Annotated in this window: 13 protein-coding genes; 5 read left to right on the top strand and 8 right to left on the bottom strand. The window is 32.1% G+C overall.

The window, feature by feature from the left end; translation table 11 throughout:
• Positions 1-29: 29 nt before the first annotated feature.
• From J8M14_RS05260 to J8M14_RS05245, 4 genes are all read right to left on the bottom strand, one after another.
• Positions 30-722 carry an OmpA family protein gene (locus J8M14_RS05260; protein ID WP_211073530.1) on the bottom strand — a complete coding sequence of 231 codons (693 nt, stop codon included), beginning with the start codon at positions 720-722 and terminating at the stop codon, positions 30-32.
• Positions 723-745: 23 nt separating this feature from the next.
• Positions 746-1,225: a lipocalin family protein gene (locus tag J8M14_RS05255; protein WP_211073529.1), complete on the bottom strand. Its 480-nt coding sequence runs from the start codon at positions 1,223-1,225 to the stop codon at positions 746-748.
• 315 nt (positions 1,226-1,540) lie between these two features.
• Entirely contained in the window at positions 1,541-2,866 is a 1,326-nt protein-coding gene (locus J8M14_RS05250; protein ID WP_211073528.1) for an MFS transporter, read from the bottom strand.
• A 100-nt stretch (positions 2,867-2,966) separates the two neighbouring features.
• The gene (locus tag J8M14_RS05245; RefSeq protein WP_211073527.1) at positions 2,967-3,788 is read right to left on the bottom strand and encodes a M48 family metallopeptidase; all 822 of its coding nucleotides are present in this window, start codon (positions 3,786-3,788) and stop codon (positions 2,967-2,969) included.
• A 402-nt stretch (positions 3,789-4,190) separates the two neighbouring features.
• Here J8M14_RS05245 and J8M14_RS05240 point away from each other — a divergent pair, with 402 nt between their 5' ends.
• The 5 genes from J8M14_RS05240 to J8M14_RS05220 all read left to right on the top strand — a co-directional run bounded on the left by J8M14_RS05240 (position 4,191) and on the right by J8M14_RS05220 (position 14,436).
• Complete coding sequence (locus J8M14_RS05240) at positions 4,191-6,260, top strand: caspase family protein (RefSeq protein WP_211073526.1); 2,070 nt, start codon at positions 4,191-4,193, stop codon at positions 6,258-6,260.
• Between the two features lie 45 nt (positions 6,261-6,305).
• Positions 6,306-7,136, top strand: a complete 831-nt coding sequence (locus J8M14_RS05235; protein ID WP_211073525.1) for a hypothetical protein — start codon at positions 6,306-6,308, stop codon at positions 7,134-7,136.
• 16 nt (positions 7,137-7,152) lie between these two features.
• Positions 7,153-8,916: a hypothetical protein gene (locus tag J8M14_RS05230; protein WP_211073524.1), complete on the top strand. Its 1,764-nt coding sequence runs from the start codon at positions 7,153-7,155 to the stop codon at positions 8,914-8,916.
• Between the two features lie 4 nt (positions 8,917-8,920).
• On the top strand, positions 8,921-12,823 hold the full coding sequence (locus J8M14_RS05225; RefSeq protein ID WP_211073523.1) for an AAA family ATPase: 3,903 nt from the start codon (positions 8,921-8,923) through the stop codon (positions 12,821-12,823).
• An 89-nt stretch (positions 12,824-12,912) separates the two neighbouring features.
• On the top strand, positions 12,913-14,436 hold the full coding sequence (locus tag J8M14_RS05220) for a tetratricopeptide repeat protein (RefSeq protein ID WP_211073522.1): 1,524 nt from the start codon (positions 12,913-12,915) through the stop codon (positions 14,434-14,436).
• A 36-nt stretch (positions 14,437-14,472) separates the two neighbouring features.
• Here J8M14_RS05220 and J8M14_RS05215 read toward each other — a convergent pair whose 3' ends face one another.
• From J8M14_RS05215 to J8M14_RS05200, 4 genes are all read right to left on the bottom strand, one after another.
• Positions 14,473-16,875 carry a glycoside hydrolase family 31 protein gene (locus J8M14_RS05215; RefSeq protein ID WP_211073521.1) on the bottom strand — a complete coding sequence of 801 codons (2,403 nt, stop codon included), beginning with the start codon at positions 16,873-16,875 and terminating at the stop codon, positions 14,473-14,475.
• 194 nt (positions 16,876-17,069) lie between these two features.
• Positions 17,070-18,983 carry a 1,4-alpha-glucan branching protein GlgB gene (gene glgB, locus J8M14_RS05210; protein ID WP_211073520.1) on the bottom strand — a complete coding sequence of 638 codons (1,914 nt, stop codon included), beginning with the start codon at positions 18,981-18,983 and terminating at the stop codon, positions 17,070-17,072.
• Positions 18,984-18,992: 9 nt separating this feature from the next.
• Positions 18,993-20,624, bottom strand: a complete 1,632-nt coding sequence (locus J8M14_RS05205) for a phosphotransferase (protein WP_211073519.1) — start codon at positions 20,622-20,624, stop codon at positions 18,993-18,995.
• A 6-nt stretch (positions 20,625-20,630) separates the two neighbouring features.
• Complete coding sequence (locus J8M14_RS05200; RefSeq protein ID WP_211073518.1) at positions 20,631-22,571, bottom strand: alpha-1,4-glucan--maltose-1-phosphate maltosyltransferase; 1,941 nt, start codon at positions 22,569-22,571, stop codon at positions 20,631-20,633.
• Positions 22,572-22,574 lie beyond the last annotated feature (3 nt).

Genomic DNA, 22,574 nt, shown 5'->3' with positions numbered 1-22,574 from the left:
TCGGGATTTTAATATAATGATTACAGAAATTATTGTTTTGATTGCTCTATAGCTTGTTGTTTCATAGCTTCATTAGCAACAACTCCAAGCTCTACTCTTCTGTTTTTTGATCTTCCTTCTGCAGTTCCGTTATCATATTTTGGTAAGGTTTCACCATGCCAATATGTGGTCAAACGTCCTTTAGAAATACCACTAGATATAAGAAAACTAGTTACAGAATTAGCTCGCTTCTTTGATAACTCCAAGTTATAAGCATCATCACCTGTGCTGTCTGTATGTCCTTCTACTATAATGTTAGTATCTGGATACTCCTTAAAAATAGCAACTAACTTTTTTAGGTTTTCTCTGGACTTAGTATTGATATTAGATTTATTAGTATCAAAATATACTCCACTACTTTCATCAAAAACGATATCAATCCCTTCTCCTACTCTAGTAACCTCTGCTCCAGGAATTTCCTCCTCGATTTTCTGAGCTTGCTTATCCATCTGTTTACCAATAACTCCACCGGCTACACCACCAACAACACCTCCAATAACAGCTCCTAATGCCGAATTTCTTTTTCCAACATTATTTCCTATAACTCCACCCAGAACAGCTCCGGCGGCAGTACCAATTACAGCTCCTTTTTGTGTATTATTAGCATTTTGTACTGCATCACATCCAGTTAGCATCGCTACAGATAATAGTACAAGTGATATTTTTTTTATATTCTTCTTCATTATATTGAAATTTCTGATTATTGTTATTGTAGTTTATTAAAATCCATTGTAATTACAAATGGTTTACCTTCTAAGCTCACAGTTTGAGTCCAGGTCATGGTAGTATCATCTAAATGTTTCAAAGCCATTCTATACCCTTTATTGTTATTGGTACTTTTCTTCTTCTCATTGATTGGCTTGAACATAAAGCTATACTCGCCACTTTCGTCTGGTTTAGGAATTGTAAATCTAAAGTTTCTAGCTCCTGTGGATGTACAACTAGCTTGGTTTACATCGTATTTACCAGTATTGTTATTTGGAATAAATTTCCAAGTAGAACCTGTAAAACATTCTGCAGAAGCATCGTTATACAATGTAACGTCGAATATTCCGGAACGATCGTAAGATATTTTGTCTAAAGACCACTCCCCTTTTAGTGTTTTCTTAGCTGAGATAATAGTCTTTTGTGCAGGACTACAAGAGACCAAAGCGACAATGATTAGTGTAAAAAAAACTTTCTTCATAATTGGTTAAGATTATTTTTATAGATTTTGTTAAAATAATAACGTCTCAAATATTATTATATTTCAAAAAATTACTCTTTTGTAACTAATAAAAACTGGTAATTATTAGATAAAAAACAAAGAATCCAGATGAAATATTCTAAAGCTTTTGAATTCTAGAAAAGTATGACAAATATGTTATAGGTTTTAAAGTATAATATTACTCTAATTTATGAATGTTCCTGGTCAGAAACTTTAACATTAAGATACATTAACTAACTATTAACAGTCCTTACAGAATTGTTTTGTAATTCATTTTTGGCTTTCAATATATGGCTATTTCTCTCCCTTTGGAACTCTAAAAAGAAGCATAACCCCTACTACAAAGAATAGAATCAAGAAAAGAATTGAGTATCTTATACTTCCTGTCAACTGCGCAATTAATCCATATGAAAACATCCCAATTACAATACCTATCTTTTCTGAAACATCATAAAAACTGAAATATGATGCAGTATCTATAGCATCTTTTGGGAGAAGCTTAGAATATGTAGATCTAGAAAGTGCCTGTATCCCCCCCATGACTAATCCAACAATAGCTGCTGTTACATAAAACTGCATTGGTGTTGTTACCGTATAAGCATAAACACATATCCCGATCCAAATAAAATTAATTGTAATAAGAGTTTGTATATTACCAAATTTTGAAGAAGCTTTAGAAGTAAGATATGCTCCTAATACTGCCACCAATTGAATTAGTAGGATACTAATAATAAGTCCGGTAGTTGCATTTTGATCTCCCCAGTCTAATTCTTCAATTCCAAAATAGGTAGCTATAAGCATAATAGTTTGAACAGCCATACTATATACAAAAAATGCAGAAAGATATCTGCGAAGTTTTATATCGTGTCGTAATGCATTCCAAATCATTTTTAGTTCTTTAAAACCATTAAAAACCACACTCTTGGTCAAAGTCTCTTTTTTACTTCCTTTAGGCAAATAATAATACGTATATTGACTAAAAATGATCCACCAGACGCCTACCATTACAAAAGATAGTCTAGTTGGAACTCCTTCATCTTTAAAACCAAATGAGTCATAGAAGAAAATCATAATTAGGTTAATGATCAATAAAATTACACTTCCAATATAGCCAAGAGAATACCCTTTGGCACTTATAGCATCCTGTTGTTCAGGAAAAGCAATATCCGGTAAGTAGGAATTGTAAAATACCAAACTTGCCCAAAAACCTATTAATGCTGAATAGTAACATAATAGTCCGAACCAAAGGTTTTCAAGATTAAACCAATACAACCCAATACAAGAGATAGCTCCTAAATAGCAAAAGAACTTTAGAAAATTTTTCTTATTGCCAACATAATCAGCTATACCTGATAGTAATGGACTTAATATAGATACAGTAAGAAATGCTAAAGCTGTTACATAACTAATTAGTGAATCATTATTGAAGTCAATACCAAGAAATCGTACCGTATCACTTATAATTATATCATTATTTTGCTCATCTCTAACTATGGTTAGTGCTCCCCAAAATATTGGAAATATGGCTGAAGCAATGGTTAAACTATAAACAGAATTTGCCCAATCGTAAAATGCCCAGGCATTTAGCAATTTTTTGTGGCCTTTAGGAAGTTGTTGCATGCGTAATTTTTAATAGAGTTTAATTAAAAAAGCTGTTCTGAAAAGTTTCAGAACAGCTTCTAAAATAGGTATAATCTTTTTAACTGCTAAAAGTTTACAATTATTTAAAGGTGGTTACTCCAAATTTTCTAGCTTCAGCTTTTGCTGCTGGAGCCCAAGCAGTAAGATTAGCAATTCGAGTATCATTAGAAGGATGTGTACTCATAAATTCTGGTGGAGATTCTCCCCCACTGTTAGCTTTCATGCGTTTCCATAATTCTGCAGCCTCATCGGGGTTATACCCCGCTATTGCCATTAATTGTAATCCAATTCTGTCTGCTTCAGTTTCGTGGCTTCTACTAAAGGGAAGCATTACTCCAAGTTGACTTCCTAACCCAAAAGCTGTACCAATAATTTGTTGAGTTTCTTGGCTTTTATTTTGTATTGCTACAGATGTAGCAACTCCTGCAACTTGTTGCAGCTGAGCAGCACTCATACGTTGTTGACCATGATTAGCCAATGCGTGAGCAACTTCGTGACCCATAATTGCAGCAACTCCTGTTTCTCCCTTGGCTATAGGTAAAATTCCTGTGTAAAAGACAATTTTGCCTCCTGGCATACACCAGGCATTCACTGTTTTATCATCTACCAGGTTATACTCCCACTTATAATCTTTAAGATATCCAGAATATCCATTGGCATTTAACCATCTTTCTGAAGCTTTTGAGATTTTTTGCCCTACCCTGGTTATCATCTCAGCATCTGCAGTTCCTTTTACAACTTTATTTTCTCCTAGAAATTGGTTGTATTGTTGAAAAGCCATTGGTAATATTTGAGAATTTGGTACCAATGCCAACGTTTGTTTACCTGTAAATGGGTTTGTTGCACAAGACATAAATACTAAAAATGTTCCTAGCGCAACTATTGGTTTTCTTATTTTCATGATAATAGAAATAGGTGTTATTATTTATATGTTAAAAATAATCAAAAAACGTGGGATTTATGACTTATTATAAAAATAACATATCATTTTTTTTCGATGAAATTGCATATTTCTCGTTATAATGCATAATTATCATAGCTATCCATATTTGAGGGGAAAACCCCCTTTAGTATTTGGGGCGTTTACTTTGTAAATATTAAAAAAGATATCTTATTTTCATACTCGATTTAATTGTACACGCATTCTATATGAAGTGATTAGATTATTTGTTTTTAAATTAGGAATAAGTTAAATTTATATACCCTACATTACTTATTTGTAACCGCTTACTTATAAATAATTCATATTACTTTGTTTTCTTAATTGTAGTTATTTCTAATTAACAATTTTGTACACGCAATCATGGGCTTATTTGCATTACTTATTGGAATTAATCAATACGAGCGTAATCCGTTACTGCAGTGTGTTAATGATGTAGATAAAATTGAAACTTATCTTGATTCAATACAGGATAATTACGATTCTTTTTCTGTTAAAAAACTTATAGATGGTGATGCTACCAAAACTAATATAATACAATCTATAAATTCTTTCTACCATGAAGTAAATGATGATGATGTAGTATTTTTATATTATAGTGGTCATGGCACTTTAGAGGAGTCTTCGGGTTTATTTAACGATGTACATTCTGGTTTAATCGAGTGTATGGTTTGTTATGATAAGGATCAGGATAATGATGCCGACTTCTTATTAGCAGACAAAGAGTTAAGATATTTGTTTTCCAGATTTCCAAGTAATCCACATTTAGTCTCTGTTTTTGATTGTTGTCATTCTGGTGATATTGTTAGGTCTTTTAAAAATAAAGATCTAGGGGAATCCAGATCTAGAAGGATGAGTACTATATTTCCGGCCAGAGATTATGAAGATTTTATTTTTGCAAAGGAAATTAATGAAAAGGACTTCAAAACAAATAGTGTCGCTGCTCTAATACCTTATAAGAATTCTGTAAATATTTCTGCTTGTTTATCATCAGAATCTTCTTGGGAAGATGCTAAAGGAGGTGTCTTTACCAGATATCTGTTGCAACTTTTAAGGGCAAAAGAAAACAAAATAAATTATCAGGAAATAACAAAATGGGCAAGAATAAGCCTGAAAGATATAACTCAAAAAAAACAAACCCCGGTTATTACCATTCAAGGAGATGGTACAATTGATCATTATAGTTCGTGGTTGAATCTATTTCCTAAACAGAATAAAATAGATCAGGGTAAAATCGTTTTTAATAATAAGAATGGTTGGTTTTATAATAAAGGACTTCTGTTTGGCATCAAAGAAGACTTTGAAATTATGATACAAGTAGACGAAAATAATTCTTTTACTACTAAAATACTTGAAGTTAATCTGGAATATGCTCTTATACAGGACCCCATGGAGCAAAATATCTCTTTGGATTACAATAATTCATATTCGGTAATTAGTAATTTGATTTATAATGAATTAGAAGTCTATATCCATAATTTGGATCAAGATAAAAAGACAGAGGATAAAATAAAGCCCATCATTAGTGGTATTCCAAATATTTCAGTAGTTACGGCAGATCAAGCTTCATTTTATGTAAATATTTTTAATCAAACCATTTATATAAGTCTAGCTGATGATCCCTATAGACCTTTGGCTTTGCAAATTGATCTGTTAGAACTTGAGGATGATCAAATACATAAAATGCTGTCTAGACAATTACGTTCTTTGATTAAATGGAATTATTATAATACACTAGAAAATCCTGATTCAGGTTTCCAGAAACCACCTATTAAAGTTGAAATATGTCTAGAGGATCAAAACTGGGTAAATATTTTTGATAAAGAACATACTCTTCCTGTTTCCAGTAAAGATCAAAAAACTACCACAGGAGAATATTATCAAAAATATCAGGTTAAAGTCTCTAACATTTCCAATGAAAACATTTTTGTGACTGTATTGTTATTAAGTTCAGATATCAGTATCTCATCTGATCCTTTTGATAATTTAACCAAAGAATTAAAACCTGGACAATCTATATTGTTTTATGATCATTATAACACTGCATATGCAGGATGGTCTTTTGATACCTATAAAGAGATTTATAATTGGGAGTATGATTGGCTTAACTATAAGTTTATTGTAAACAATGTAGAAGATATTACTGCATCCATCCCCGATATGCTTCAAGACCCTTTAAAACACCCTATTACAACAGAATTAAGAGTGACAAGAGGTCACGGCCCAATTTCAGAATTCTCACCAAAAGAAGCTAGATGGGGCGTATATACCACTTCGTTAAAGCTTCCAAACCCTGTGTATAATCAAGTAAGTAAAAAACTACTTGATAATTGGAATTGGTATACTAATCATAGAATTACAAAATCTTTTATAGATATTTTATACCCAAATCAAAAAAAAGATAATTTAATAGCAGATACCTTCAATACATAATATCAAATATTAAAAAAACAAAAACCAACTTGAATATAAATACTTATGAGAATTTGCAAGAACAAAATAACTGATCAGATTAGAGATTTATTTGATGCTAATCCATTAAGAGTTCCGGAAGCTAGGATACAACCCTTATGTATGCTGGAGATTCGGGATGAAAAACCGAAGTACCTTGGCGAGTTTAAGTTTCTGGTCAAAGATGGTTTTCAGCATTCTTTGACCATAAATTCATCTCCTGTATCTCAAATCTCAAATACTAAAACTAAAAAAATAGATTTTAAAATTGGGTTTGATATTCTTGGCAATTTTATTAAAGCATTAGGAATGGATCCAGCTGTGATTGGAGCTTCAGTAAAAGGGTCTAAAAAAATGTCTTTTTCCTTCGGAAATGTAGTTAGGAAGTATATTGATGTTTTGGAATTTGGTAACGTTTTGATCAAGGATGATATAAAGGGAGATCCTGAAAATATGTTTATTGAAGAAATTATAAACAGTAAGAAAGATGTAAAACTAGCATTAATTACAGATGTGCTCACAAGTACAGATTTCTCACTTTCTACATATAGCAGTAATGATACTGAAGCGGCTATTAATATTCCTCTAATTCAGAACTATGTTGCTAATATAGACACAAGTCTTAAAGTAGAAAAAGTTACTGAGAATGAAGTTAAGTTTCAGGGGGATACTCCTCTGACCTATGCTTTTACTTGTATAGAATTAAATATTGATCCAGAAACAGGAAAGTTTTCCAGAGGACAATGGTTGGATAATATTAGATCAGCAAAAAGTGAAGGATTGGGATCAAGTCAAGTACAAATACCACATTATGTATTTGATGAAAATCAAGCAAATCCTTTGTTATTAGAATTTTAGTACAAATTTAAAGATCATGGCAGCTGAATATTTTGTAGGCATATTTGAAAATGATAATCAAAACCCTTTGAGTTATCTAGAAGATGAATACTCTGCTATTGATGGATTATTATTATCCAATAAAGATCAATTTACTAAAGAAATTATTAGTAATAAAGGAGTTGATGGTTTTATAGATAAGGTAAAAGAACTTACTAATGATATGACTGTATTCCATTTTAGCGGTCATCAAGGAGGTGGAACGATTCAGTTAAGCGATGAAGTCTTTAATAATAAAGGGTTGATCAACATTCTTAATAATGCTCCTAAACTAAAGATGGTTTTTATCAATGGTTGCTCTACAGATGCGATCATTAATTCTTTGGATAATGTTCCTATTGTAATCGGAACCACAACACCAGTATATGATCATTTTGCCAAAACATTCTCTGAACGTTTTTATTCTTTATTGTTAAATGAAGAGGAAAATATAAATAGTAGCGACCTTATAGAAAATGTATTTCTGCAAGCGGTTGGTTTTCAGCAAGGATATTATAAAGACCCTGAAGAAAAAGATAACCAGAGAGGTTCAATGGCTTTTGAAGAACTTAATAAAAAATTGGATAATTATGTTATCAAGATCAATAAAGAAGCTCAGGATTTTGATCAAAGGGTTATTTATAACCAAATCCCGGATGCATATCCTATTTATAGCGGTTTTAAGAAATTAGAGCAGGAAATCATCAAAGAAGAAAAATTAGATGACAAATTATATAAATATTATCCATATTTCTTATGTATTCATTTGTATAAACTCTCTGACTATGATAATGATAATAATAGTAAATATCAGAAATTAGGAGAAGAACGCTATAGAACGACCCGTAAGATTCTTAATGAGTTTTTAAAATTCCTTAAGTTTTCTGCATATTCTATAATTTGGTCAATTTCCAAAGAACATCCTGATTTTTCATCTCAACTTAGTCCAGAAGTAAAAACTGTACTTAGAGAAAACCTTAAAATCAGCTGGCAACTTAATGATCAGGATAGAATCATTGAAGATTTAGCTCTTATATATAGTAATATTCCTGACAAGTACATTGAAAACTATCCGTTTTGGCAAGAATTGAAGGAATGTGCTGTAGAAAATCAAAAAGATTTTCAGTATGTGTCTGATTTTTTCTTTGAACATACAGATCAAAATCAGAGTAGTAAACAACAATATATCAAGGCCGAGTCTTATTTAAGAATCTTTTTGAAAAGATTCAGATTCCTTAGAACCCTTGGGATAGAGTCAATCTATGATGTGTTTTATTATCAATTTAAGTATAAAAGCGAACGTTCATACTTCATTAATAAATCTTTCTACCCTATTGATAGCAGACCTTTGCTACAAGGTTTTGAAACCGGAGAAGTATTTACGGTAACGGATTCTAGTACTATGATAGATATCAATGTACATTCTGTATATGTCTATAAAACAGAAATTAAAGAAGATCAATTAATCAACAACAGAGCAATAAACCTCTCCCCTTTTTATCTGGATATAAATTCTGCATCTGTCGCTGCGGATAAGATCAAATTATATTACCTGGATCGATATCATGTAAGCGGAAATAAGCTTATTTATGAAGCCGTAGATTCTGATAATCTAGATGAAGAAAACAAAAAAATAACTGTTCCTCTTAACCCCATTTTATTAGAAAATCAATCCATAAATGGAAATGGAACGATAAAACTTATAGAAAGTAAGAAAAAACTCCTGGATCATTTTAAAACTATATGGGAAATAATATCGTAAACCAATGATGCTGTTAGAATCAAATATATCTTCACCTTTTAAGTTTCTAAATTCTTATCAAAAAGATGATAAGGACAGTTATTTTGGAAGAAGGAAAGAAACACTTAAACTATTTCAGTTATATAAAGATTCTTCTTTAGTTGTACTTCACGGACCATCCGGATCGGGTAAAACCAGTCTTATTTATTGTGGTTTACTTAATAGAGTGCGGTTAAAGGATAATATTATTATTAGTATCAGAAGAAATGAAAACCTTATCGATTCTATTAAGAAAACTCTATTTATTAGCGAAGATAAAACCAAAAATGTAATAGATGATCAATCCGAGTTGTTAAGTGATTTTCTAAATCATCAAAAAGAGCTTAAAGAAATATCCAGAGGGATTGAAACTATAGATGAGATGACTCTTTCTGTTGAGGATCAAATCGTTAAACTAAAGAAGAGTCAAAGAAACTATAATTCAAAAAACAAAAAGCAATCATCAGAGAGTCTTAATGATACTCAGTTAGTTATTGATAAAAACAACAATGTTCTAGAAGATTATATCCTAGAGAGAAATGATCTTTTAGAACAACTAATTAAAAAAAATCAAGAGGTTAATGAATCCTGTATAAAGATTGAAACATATTTTAAAAACAAACATAAAAACTTATCATATGTACCACTCATTATTTTTGACCAGTTCGAAGAATTGTTTGTTTATGGAAGCCAGGAGGAAATTAATGAGTTTGGATTGTTCTTAAAGCTAATATTTGATCATAAAGTATGCCTGAATATTATTATCTCTTTGCGTGAGGAATATTTTGGACATTTGGATCAGTTACAATCCTATATTCCACATATTTTTTATAAAAAAACACGGCTTACCCACCCAGATAAAGAGACTATAGAAGAGATTATAACTAAATCTTTTGATCGATTTAATATCAATAAATATAAAGATCATAATGATGTAAACCAAAGAGCGGAATTGTCTGATGTAGAAAAGCGAAATAGAATTTCTCTTATTGTAGATCAGATTAAGATCCAAGAAGATACCGAAATTAGCTATCATTTACCTTTTCTACAGGTTTATCTTGATCGATTATATAAGATAGACCTTTATAAAACCTACAAAAATAATATTCCTAAGCATATTAAAGAAGCTTATGGTGATTACCCACCAATAGAGTTTAATGAACAGGAAATTAGAGAGTTTGGATCGATAGAAAATGTACTTGAAAAATATATTCGAGAAGTTAATAATAAGATATTACGCAATGCCAGTAATATGCTTAATAACAGAAAAGAACATAATGATTCTGTAATCAAATTTCTAAGACATTTTAGAGCTAAAAATGATCTTAAAAAAAGGATTCCTATACGATTACAAGATCAAATGTATGTTATTGACAGTGAAAAAATATCTAATAAAATACAAATTGATATTTGGGGTAATACTAATGATGAAGAATATAATAGCACTTTATCAGAAATTATTGACGAATTACATCAAAAAGGTATTCTAAATATAAGTACAGAACATGTAGAACTTAGTCATGATATTATAGCTAAAGTTATTAGTAATATTAGAATTGAAGAAGATTTTAGATCATTAATCAAAAAAGATTTTGATTCTTCATTTGATATATATGCAGATACTGGAGAAGCCGGAGATTTTCTTACAGCTCAACAAATTAATAGAATGAATGAGAATAAAGATTTTATAATCTATCATGATGATGTTGATCTGCTAAAAGAAAGAACAGATTTTTTTACTAAAAGTATAGAAGAAAGTAAAAAGGATGAATTAGAAAAAGAAAAACAAAATAGAAAAATTAAGAAGTACTTTAATTACTCTAGAGTTATATCTGTATTGATGTTACTTTCTTTAATTGCGTTAGCAATCTATTTTCAAAGAGTAAATGAGGCCAAAGATGAATTATCTTTAGCCAATAAACTGCAGAAACGGCAAGCTTTAATCAATGAAGTATCTAAAGATATTTATAAAGGCACAGGTGATGCATTCAGAGATTATAAAGCAGATAAAACAAGCTCTTTTAATCATATCAGGAAATCTGAAAGTATATATTTACAAAATGATTCACTATTTAGTTATAAGAAACTTGGTATTGGAAATTTTGGAATCATAAATAGTTTTAAAAACGAGTTTTATAAAAATTACATCAAAACACCTTTTTACTTAAATAGTATTTCTCTATTAGGTGAAGGACATATTATTAAAACTAAAACCCGCAAGCTCGACAAAGCTGATTCTACACTTTATCTATTTGCTTTAACAGCATACAATAAATTAATTGCTCGTTCTCTAGTCTATAAAAATAAGAACGACCAAGGAGCAAAAATCTTTAAAAAAGACAATGTAGTAGCTTTTGAACCTTTTATAAATGATAAGGGAAAATTAATGACTTTTATAGCTATCAAAGAACCATCAGAAAAAAGTATAAGATTAAAGCTATTAAATAATCAAGGAAATCCGGTGGTATTAGACTCTATACATGGAGATAGAGAAATACCAGTATTTGGAAATCGAATAAGTGATATAGAACATCAAAATAATTATAAATTCCTTATTGGCGCAGATAATGAAGTTCTCCAGGTAAATTTAGATTATTTAGCCAATTCAGGTAAGAAGAATTCAATAACCAAACTTAAGGAGTTTGAAAATGACATTAGAACAATAAAAAGCTTTCCCGGTAATAGGGATAACTATCTAGTACTACATGGGGATAATAACTTATTTAAAAGTACGGATACTATTAGCAATATCTTTCAAGGAAAAAATGTTGAAAATGATTACATCTATTCTTTTGAAATATTAAAGAACAATTCAATATTATTAGGTTTCAGTAATGGCGTCAAGTGGTATGACTCCAATCTAAATAACTTTCGTAATCTGGATTATAAAAGCGATGAAGGAATAAGCGCTATAGATGTGCTGGATGGACAAATACTTATTGGTTGTTATGATAAAACTGCTAGTTTATGGTGCTCTGACAATACTGTTTTAAAGGAGTTTATAGGGCATACTGATGCTATACGTAATGTTTCGTTTATCGATAAAGATTATATTATTACTAGTGGAGAAGATCAAACCATTAAAGTATGGATTATAAAACCTGTAGCCGTTGCATCTAATAAAATGGATGGAGAAATTGCGGAAATTCAGTTTAAGGAACTTAATGAAGTATTGATTTCTTATGGAAAAAAGAATAATATAAATACAAAAATCTTGACAAATGACTTGAGTGAATCTGATGATAGTATTGTCAATCAAGAAATACCTTTAGTTGAGCAAAAACCTGCAGCTGTTAATTCTCTAAACATCACTCAGAGAGGTAATATGGTTCTGGACAATACTGATATTATTACAGGTGTAAATGTAATCAAGTATAATACTATAAGAAAAATTATAGCTATAGCTAGTGATGATAATCAAATTTATATTTATAAGAACAATAAAGTTATAGATACTATAGCCGGACATACAGATAAAGTAACGGATATAGACTTTTCTAAAAATGGTGAATACATGGTCTCCGGAAGTTGGGATAACAAGGCACTAGTATGGAAGATCGATCAATCTAATCATTTCAAAAAAATAGCCGAGCTTACTTTTCATACTGGTGATATAGAGGATGTAGAATTTTATGATAATAGTATGTTACTGACCGCTAGTAATGATAAAACTGTACAGATATATAAGTTTAAGAATGACAAATTCGAACAAATCCCAAGCCTGATAAGGCATAATAGTATTGTCACCGCTGCTACTTTTTCTTTAGATGGAAAATATATTATATCTGGTGATAGTAATGGAAATATAAAGAAATGGGACTTTCTTCATTTTGATAAAGAAATTGAAAAAAGAACCATTGATACGGATGTTCTTCAAGAAAGCCCTTGATAGTAATACATAACTTGAACAATTATTATGATATAGAAATTAAATTACCCCCTTTTTTCATGAACTATTATTAACAAAAAAACAGTACCATGGAAAATCTAATAGAAAAACAAAATTTAAGAATTTTATTTCTAGCATCTGATCCTAGCAATGAATCAAGATTGCATTTAGGAAAAGAACTACAATCAGTTAGAGATAAGTTATCAGCCAACGTTCATTTTGAGATAAAAGATCATCTGGCAACTAAGCCAAATGATGTAATGAACGAAATCATGAACTATAAACCACAAATTGTACATTTTTCAGGACATGGTTCTTCTGAGGGTGAACTCTGCTTTGAAGATGAATATGGTAAATCCAAAACGATACCTCCGGAGGCATTAGCGTCCTTGTTTAATTTGGTTACGGATTATGTTAAATGTGTAATAGTAAATACTTGTTATGCAGAAAGACAATCAAAAGCAATTGCTCAATTTATTCCGATAGTAATAGGTACCAAAAGCGAAATATCTGATGATGCAGCTATTAATTTTTCATCTGGATTTTATACAGCATTGAATCCTGATCTGTCCACAGAAAGCCTTAAAAAAGCATTTAATTTAGGATGTATTGCAATTCAATTTGATGGAAATTTAGAGGAGCATCTTAAACCGGTTATTATTTATGGCTCACCAGGTGTAAGGTTTGCTTCTGAAGTGGATTCTGCCTTTTCTTTAATCTCAAATCCCAAAGGAAATGCGGTAACTACTTTGATTAATGGATTAACGCTTACCGGCAGAAAAATGGGACTTACAGAAGCTGAAGCTAAAAAAATCATTGATGATAAAATTTGGAAACTACAAGAATATAATAATGGTATCATAGAGTATGAGAAAAATCTAAAAGCTATTTTAAGAGATGAATTTCCGCTATCAGATTCTTCTTTTACAGCATTATCGTATTTACAAAGTGGGTTAAATTTAACCAATGAAGATGTAAAAGCAATTAATGAAAAAATTCTTTCTGACCCCAATTTAGACAATGCCAATAGTTGGTATAATAGAGGACTTGGTCAGTCTCAATTGCAGAATTATGAGCTTGCTATAGAATATTATTCTAAGGCTATTGAGAAAAATAATGATTATTCTGCAGCATTTTCTGAACGAGGTTTATGTCATAGCAAAAATGAAAATTATGAATTAGCTATTGAGGATTATTCTCAAGCAATAGAAATCAATAATAATTGGGAAATCTCTTCTAATTTAAGCACGACGTACTTTGATCGTGGGTTTTCTTATTATCAGATTAACCCTAAAATCGATGAAAATTTGAACAAAGCTATTGAAGATTGGAACCAGACATTAGAGTTAAATCCAAATGAAAATAGTGCACACTATAACTTAGGGCTGGCACACGAAAAACTGAAAGATTTTGATAAGGCTATAAAATGTTTTGTAAAAGCTTTGGAACAAGGGTATTCTCGTAAAGCTGTTATTTATAGCGGAATCATTAAATGTTATTCTCAACTTGGTGAAACAAAAAAAATACAGGAGTGGACTAAAAAAGCCAAAAATGATCTAAATTTATTAGATGATTTAAAAGAAGAATACTCGGGAAATAATGTAGAGTCATAACTTATCAACTACATTTATATCCCGAGTATTAAATTATTAGGCAACAATGTGAAGCTCTGTAAAGTCTTTCGGAACCACAATTGTATTGGTTTTAGAATCAAAGTGTACACGCTTTAGTTCTACTACTACATTGTCAATTTCTATTTCTCTAATACTAAACGGTAAGCCGATTAATTCTATCCTCATATTTTCATACTCTGTAATGTATGTGCCGTTTTTGTGTTGTTGGATGATTACTTCGTTTTCTTTTCCGGTAACCGAAAAACTTCTAAGACTAAATCTTCCTTTGGCATAATCATATCCATCTTGGGCATCTTCATATACTTTAGATACTTCTTTGTTTCCTTGTTTATAGTATACCTCGAGCTTTAATTCTTCAATCTTCTTTTCACCAACATATTGTTGTATCGGGTATTTAGGAATTATAGCACCTTCTTTAATAAACATAGGAATAGTATCCAAATCGGCATCTACCCATTGCTCCATACCTCCTTTTACATATTCCCTTGTCCAGTAATTATACCAGTTTCCTCGTGGAATATACATCCTTCTTCCCTTAGCATTTGGTTCTTGTACAGGGCAAACTAATATTTGATTTCCAAAAATAAACTCATCTGTTCTGTAGTGGGTTTGAGTATCCATTTGATCATATAAAACCAACGACTTAAGCATAGGAATACCATCTTCCGCATACTCCCAGAACATTGTATATAAATATGGTAATAACTGATATCGTAGCTCCACGTATTTTCTGGTCACATCAATTACTTCTTCTCCAAATGTCCAGGGTTCCTGATTACCATGATCTCCAGAAGAATGTGTACGACAGAATGGATGGAATACACCTAATTGTATCCATCTGGCATATAATTCTCCCGTTGGGTGCTCTGCAAAACCGCCAATATCACTACCGGTAAAAGACATACCACTCATACTCATCCGTTGAGCCTGGATATTAGCAATCCATAAATGTTCCCAGGTTGCTACATTATCGCCGGTCCAAGATGAAGTATAACGCTGTGCTCCTGAATATGCTGATCTGGTGATTACAAACGGACGTTTAGGATAAGCAAATCGTTTAATTCCTTCGTAGGTTGCTCTAGCCATTTGAGTACCGTAAATGTTATGCGCTTTGCGATGACTGCAAGGATTCCCATCATAGTTATGTCTCACATCATTCGGAAAAGTCTTACCGGGAACTTCCATAACTGCCGGCTCATTCATATCATTCCAAACTCCCTTCACTCCTATCTCATCTATAATTTCTTTAAATAATCCTGCCCACCATTCTCTTACTTCAGGATTGGTAAAATCTGGAAAATAACATTCTCCTGGCCATACTTTACCTCTCATATAAGGACCATCTGCTCTTTTACAGAAATAATCTTTGTCCATTGCTTCCGTATAAACTGAATATTGATCATCAATTTTAATTCCAGGATCAATAATAACAACAGTTTTATATCCATCTTCGGCTAATTCTTCGACCATACGTTTTGGGTCTGGAAAATATTCTTTATTCCAAGTAAAACACCTGAAACCATCCATATAATCAATATCTAAGTAAATAGCATCACAAGGAATCTGAAGCTCTCTAAATTTGCCTGTGATTTCTTTAACCTTACTTTCCGGATAATAACTCCACTTACACTGATGATAACCTAAAGCCCATAATGGAGGTAATTCTGGTTTACCGGTTAAATCTGTATATCTTGTCACTACATCCTGCATATTAGGTCCATAGAAGAAATAATAATTCATTTCTCCCCCTTGTGCCCAAAAGCTGGTTACGTTACGTCTCTCGTGACAGAAATCAAAGAATGTTCTAAAAGTATTGTCAAAAAATATCCCATATGCACGTTCTTCATACATCCCAATATAAAAAGGAACACTTTTATATATAGGGTCCTGATCTTTACCAAAGGCATATTGGTCCGTAGCCCAATTCTCAACTCGTTTTCCTTTAAGATTAAGGTGCATAGGTTTATCGCCCAGTCCATAATAACACTCCCCCTGAGGTGCGGCTTTACTCATTTTAACGATGTTACCACCATATTCATAGCTTTGCTCCCAGTGGAATCCCCAATCATCTTTACAAATGATATTTCCTTCTTTATCAGTTATAGTAACGTGAATATTCTCTTTGGCAATAGAGATGTTTATTTTTGAAGTGATAATAACATATTCTTTATCCTTTTCTTCAACTTCTAACATGCTATATCCTCTAGCACCATTTTCACTTATAGCATAAGAGAAATCTTTTTCAAAATTATTATCGGTAGCATACCTAAAGCGAATAACACTCCCTCTTAATATAGTTACTTGTAAAATAACCCCATTTTCTGTGGTAAAGTTGATTTTATCGACATTCTGCGAAAAGGAAATTATCTTACCCGGAAACAAGTTTCCTTTATTCTCTAATTCAGTATTAATAATCATAGTAATTCTCTTTTTCTAGTGCTAGTTTCTTTTCATTCTATGTAACGTAAAAGAACAATATCTAGCGGAAATTAAAAACGTTTTTTACTACTATTTATTAAGAAAAAATTACGAAAACGTTTGAATTACTGATGAATTAACAATTGTTTAAACTACACAGGAATTAATCTTAAATTTTTTGGTAAAAAACATTATTATTTTTCAATTTTGAATGCAATAGCTCCAAGAGGAGGAATCATAATTTCAGCTGAATATTCACGATGATTCCAACCGATATGATCAATCTGTATTTCTTTTTTATTAGAAACTCCGCTACCTCCATATTTTTTATCATCACTATTAAATACTTGAATCAATTTGCCCGCATTAGGAAGCCCGATACGATAACCTGATCTAGGAACCGGAGTAAGATTACATGCCATAATAAGCGAATTTTCTTCATCATTACCTTTTCTGATATAAGCTACAATAGAGTTCTCATGATCATCATAACTAATCCATTCGAAACCTGAAGCACTAAATTGCTGTTCATATAAGGCAGGTTGTTTCTTATATAATTTATTAAGATCAGTAATCAGTTTTTTTATTCCGGAGTGATAATCATACTGCAGTAAATGCCAATCAAGACTACTTTGGAAATCCCATTCTTCTCTTTGCCCAAACTCAGCTCCCATAAAGAGTAGGTTTGCGCCATGGTGTGTGAACATATAACTGTATAGTAATCTTAAGTTGGCAAATTGCTGCCATTCATCACCCGGCATTCTACCTATAATACTGCGTTTACCATAAACAACTTCATCGTGGGATAATGGAAGCATAAAATTTTCTGTAAATGCATATGTCATACTAAAAGTTAGATCATTTTGATGATGCTTGCGGTAGATAGGTTCTTTTGCAAAATATTGTAACGTATCATGCATCCATCCCATCATCCATTTCATTCCAAAACCTAAACCTCCAAGATATGTAGGTTTGGATACCATAGGAAATGATGTTGATTCTTCTGCAATGGTCTGCACATCAGGAAAACTGGCATACACTTCTTCATTTAGTTCCTTCATAAAAGCTATAGCTTCCAGGTTTTCTCTTCCTCCATAGATATTAGGTTCCCATTCCCCATCCTCTCTGGAATAATCTAAAAACAGCATAGAAGCTACTGCATCAACTCTCAGCCCATCAGCGTGATATTGATCTAACCAGAAAATTGCGTTACTAATAAGGAAGCTTTTTACCTCATTCCTGCCATAATTAAAGATCAAACTTTTCCAATCTGGGTGATATCCTTTTCTTTTGTCAGGGTGTTCATAAAGACAGGATCCATCGAAAAAACCTAGTCCATGAGCATCTTCTGGAAAATGTGAAGGAACCCAATCTAAAATAATTCCGATATCGTTTTGGTGTAATTTATCCACTAGTAATTTAAACTCTTCAGGATATCCGAAACGTGAGGTAGGTGCAAAATAACCTGTTAATTGATATCCCCAAGAAGGGTCGTAAGGATACTCCATAATAGGCATAAGCTCTACATGGGTAAACTGCATTTCTTTTACATAATCTACCAATTCATCTGCTAATTCTGTATATGATAAAGAGCGGTTATTATCTTCTACTTTTTTCTTCCAAGAACTAAGATGTACTTCGTATACCGAAAATGGAGCATCAATAGCGTTATTCTTTTTGCGTTTTTTCATCCATTTAGCATCATCCCATTTATATGAATCATCCCAAACTACAGAAGCTGTTTTTGGTGGGTGTTCACAGCGTCTGGCATAAGGATCTGCTTTTTCAGTCTTAATATCATTGTTGTTAGATTGTATTTTGTACTTGTATACACTACCTTTTCCGGCACCGGGAATAAAACCTTCCCAAATCCCTGATTCATCCCAACGTACATTAAGTTGATGTTCTCCCTCTATCCAGTAATTAAAGTCTCCGATTACAGAGACTGATTTTGCAGAAGGTGCCCAAACCGCAAAATATGTGCCTTCTACACCATCTACGGTCGTGATATGTGATCCGAATTTTTCATACAAACGATAATGTTTACCCGCTTTAAAAAGATTAATATCAAATTCTGAAAAAAAACTATGTACAATTACCTTACTCATATTTTAGCTTTAGCTATTTATAATTTTTGAAATTCCCTTTAAAGGAATTACAGCCCATCTTGGCCTACTATTAAGTTCATATCCTAGTTCATATACCGCTTTTTCCAGCAAACAGTAGTTTAGGACAAATTGTATTTCTTTTTTATATCCTATACTAAGATTGTGAGATTGCACATATTTTACATATCTCCTAAGGAAAACAGCAACCATATAACTATATAATACTTCTGCAAAATGAAATAATTCTTCCTGACTGTACCGAAAATCCTCCATATTGTTGAATATGGTAGAATATACAGAGTAGTTAAATGATCTAAAAATACCAGCAACATCTTTTAGAGGTGGTTGCTTTACTTTGCGATCTCTAATAGTACTTTCTGGCTCACCTTCAAAATCGATGATATAAAAATCCCCATCGCTGACTAATACCTGTCCAAGATGGTAATCACCATGAATACGAATACGTTCTCCTTTTAACTTACTTTCATCAAAGTCTAATAACCGTTTGCGAATTTCTTTTTTTCGATCCAAAAACTCCTGAGCTAGTTCTAAACGCATTCCTTCTAGTTTATGTAGGCTGTTTTCAACTAAATTCACACGATTTTCGAACTGATAAATTAATCGATTTTTTAACCAAACAGAGTAATCAGTGCTATATACCTGAGGTGTAAATTGTGTATTAATTCTTTCCAGTCCCAGAGCTACATGCATTTGCGCCGTACGTAATGCAAGTTGATCAATATCTTCAAAGAAACTTACAGGACAATATTCCATTATTTCTTTAGGAATAATACTTGTGTCAATCTTATCGAACATGCCAACAGGTTTGACCTTGCTGACATCAGGATGTATTTCACTTAGTTTTTTGAAAATATCTTTCAGTTGTGCTAGAAAGTATTCCCAAGCATCACCTTCATTAGGAACCAAACGCTGCATTAAAGCCAGTGTAATAACATTCTTATCAGAAAACCGTAGAGTAATGCTACCGCTATATTTTGGGGTATTCTTAAATACTCCTTTATCTGTTAAATATTTATTGATCTCATAGTCAGGATTTTGATCCGTGAATATTCTCCTGAATATCTTGAGAATATATTTATCATTAAAAATTATAGAAGTGTTACTCTGTTCTGCTCCCAAAAAACGAGAAGAAATATATTCCGAGTCCTTACAGCCACGACCTCTCCTAAATTCCAGACCTTTGTATTTAGTTTTAGCTCCCTCCAGGATTTTATCAAAAATTTGCTTTCTAAATGACTCCAAAAGTGTAGCGTCTACAAGAAAACCGTGAGTTTCATTAAGTTGTATTTTAGTAATAATATCATTCTGAGAAAAATTTTGATCCGTAACTAGGGCGATAGGTATAAAATAATTCTGAACAAAAGCTTCTCTGAAATTTACTTCCAAAACCAAACCATAAAACAAATCATTATCATCTTCTATCTTAAAATGATCTATTAGTTCTATATATTTTAAAGCACTTGCTTTACCACCATACCAGCGTTTGGTAATGATATAGGGTTCCAGAATATCTTCACATAACTCTTCTATAAATTGTGGATTTGTAAATAATTCTGACCATTCAGATTTGTATACATACTCATCATTCAGATCTTTTTTGGGTTTGGTCTCTGTCGTCATACTACATCATTTTTTAATTTTGAATATGTGCATAGGCATAGCGGGATGTAGTTCAACAAAATTCCATTCATTATTCCAGTGATAACTACTTTTGGTAATCAAGTCGTGTACTTCTATACCATGGCCTGCGTGAATACCCAGATCGTGTAATGGTAATTGTACATGTCCTTGTTGAGAGTAATGGGGGTCTAGATTGATAACAATCATCACTTCGTTGGTTTTATCATCGTTATATTTATAAAACGCAATGAGTTGATCATTTTCGATATGGCAAAACTTAATGTTGTTAGTTTGTTGTAGAGCGGGATTTTCTTTACGTATATGATTTATACTTGTGATTAGTGTAATTAGTTTATTTTTGATATTCCAGTCCCAATGGCGTAATTGGTATTTTTCACTATCTAAGTATTCTTCTTTACCTGGAATAGCACTTGAAACCATTTGTTCAAATACAGGGCCATAAATTCCTGTATTAGAACTTAATGTAGAAGCTAAAGAATATTTGATAATATGCATAGCTTCATTAGCTCCTTGTAAATGATATGGATTAATATCTGGAGTATTAGGCCAGAAATTTGGTCTGAAATATTCTTTTTGATCTGTAGATGTCAATTCATTAACATATTCAATTAACTCATGTTTACTATTGCGCCAGGTGAAGTATGTATAGGATTGAGTGAATCCTTGTTTAGCTAATTGCTGCATCACCTTTGGTTTTGTAAAAGCTTCACTTAAGAATAAAACATCGGGATGCTTCTTTTTAATCTCACTAATTAACCAACCCCAGAAATGAAACGGTTTGGTATGTGGATTATCTACTCTGAAAATTTTGATATCACATTCTTCAATCCAAAACATGGCAGCATCCAGTAGTTCTTTCCACATTTTCTTCCACTCTTTGGTATCAAAATAGATAGGCTGAATATCCTGATACTTTTTAGGAGGATTTTCGGCATACTGCACAGTTCCGTCCGGTCGCCATTTAAAGAATTCCGGAAACTCTTTTACCCAAGGGTGGTCAGGTGCAGCCTGTAAAGCATAATCCATAGCTATCTCAAGCCCCATTTCTTTAGCTTTAGCTACCAGGTTCTTAAAATCTTCTAAAGATCCTAATTTTTTATGAATGCTAGTATGGCCACCGTCTATAGAACCAATTCCCCAGGGTGACCCTACATCTTCTTTTAATGCTTCTGTGGTATTGTTTTTCCCTTTTCGATTTACTTCACCTATTGGGTGTATAGGGGGAAAATAAAGCACATCAAATCCCATTTCGACTATTCTTGGTAATAATCGCTCACAATCTTTAAACGTTCCGTGTTTACCTTCTTCTTCTGCAGCACTACGAGGAAAGAATTCATACCACGTACTAAAACGAGCTTTTTCTCGATCAACATAAACTTTTAGATCCTGATAAGTAGCCATTAATCCTTTAGAAGGATACTTATAGAATAGATCATGCAATGTATCACTTTTAGCTTCAGCTATTGCATTTTCATATTGTGATGCATCCTGAAATATATCCAATAATTTAGAGATGTATTTTTTTTCACTAGTACTTGCTTTTTTTTGTAGAGGGATTAAATATTCTCTTCCTTCTAATAATTCGGATTTTACATTTTGATTATCTTCAATCTTACGTTTGGTACCATGTTGCCAGTTTAAAGCATAATCGATCCATCCTTGGATTTGGTATGAATAATATCCTTGTTTTTCGACTGTAAAACACCCATTCCATGAATCATTATTTATGTGATGCATTCGGGTCTCTTTCCAGCTTCGTTCACCTTCATGTTTATATCGTACACCTGCCTGAACAATATCATGTCCGTCACCAATAATATCAGCGGTGATATTGACTTTTTCATTAACTATTCTTTTGATAAAAAAAACTCCATTATTAAGTTCTGGAGTTACATTTTCAATGATAACACGTTCCTGATTTAACATGAA

Source organism: Aquimarina sp. MMG016, from assembly GCF_018100805.1.
Classification (GTDB): domain Bacteria; phylum Bacteroidota; class Bacteroidia; order Flavobacteriales; family Flavobacteriaceae; genus Aquimarina.
This window is presented reverse-complemented; position numbering and strand designations above follow the sequence as displayed.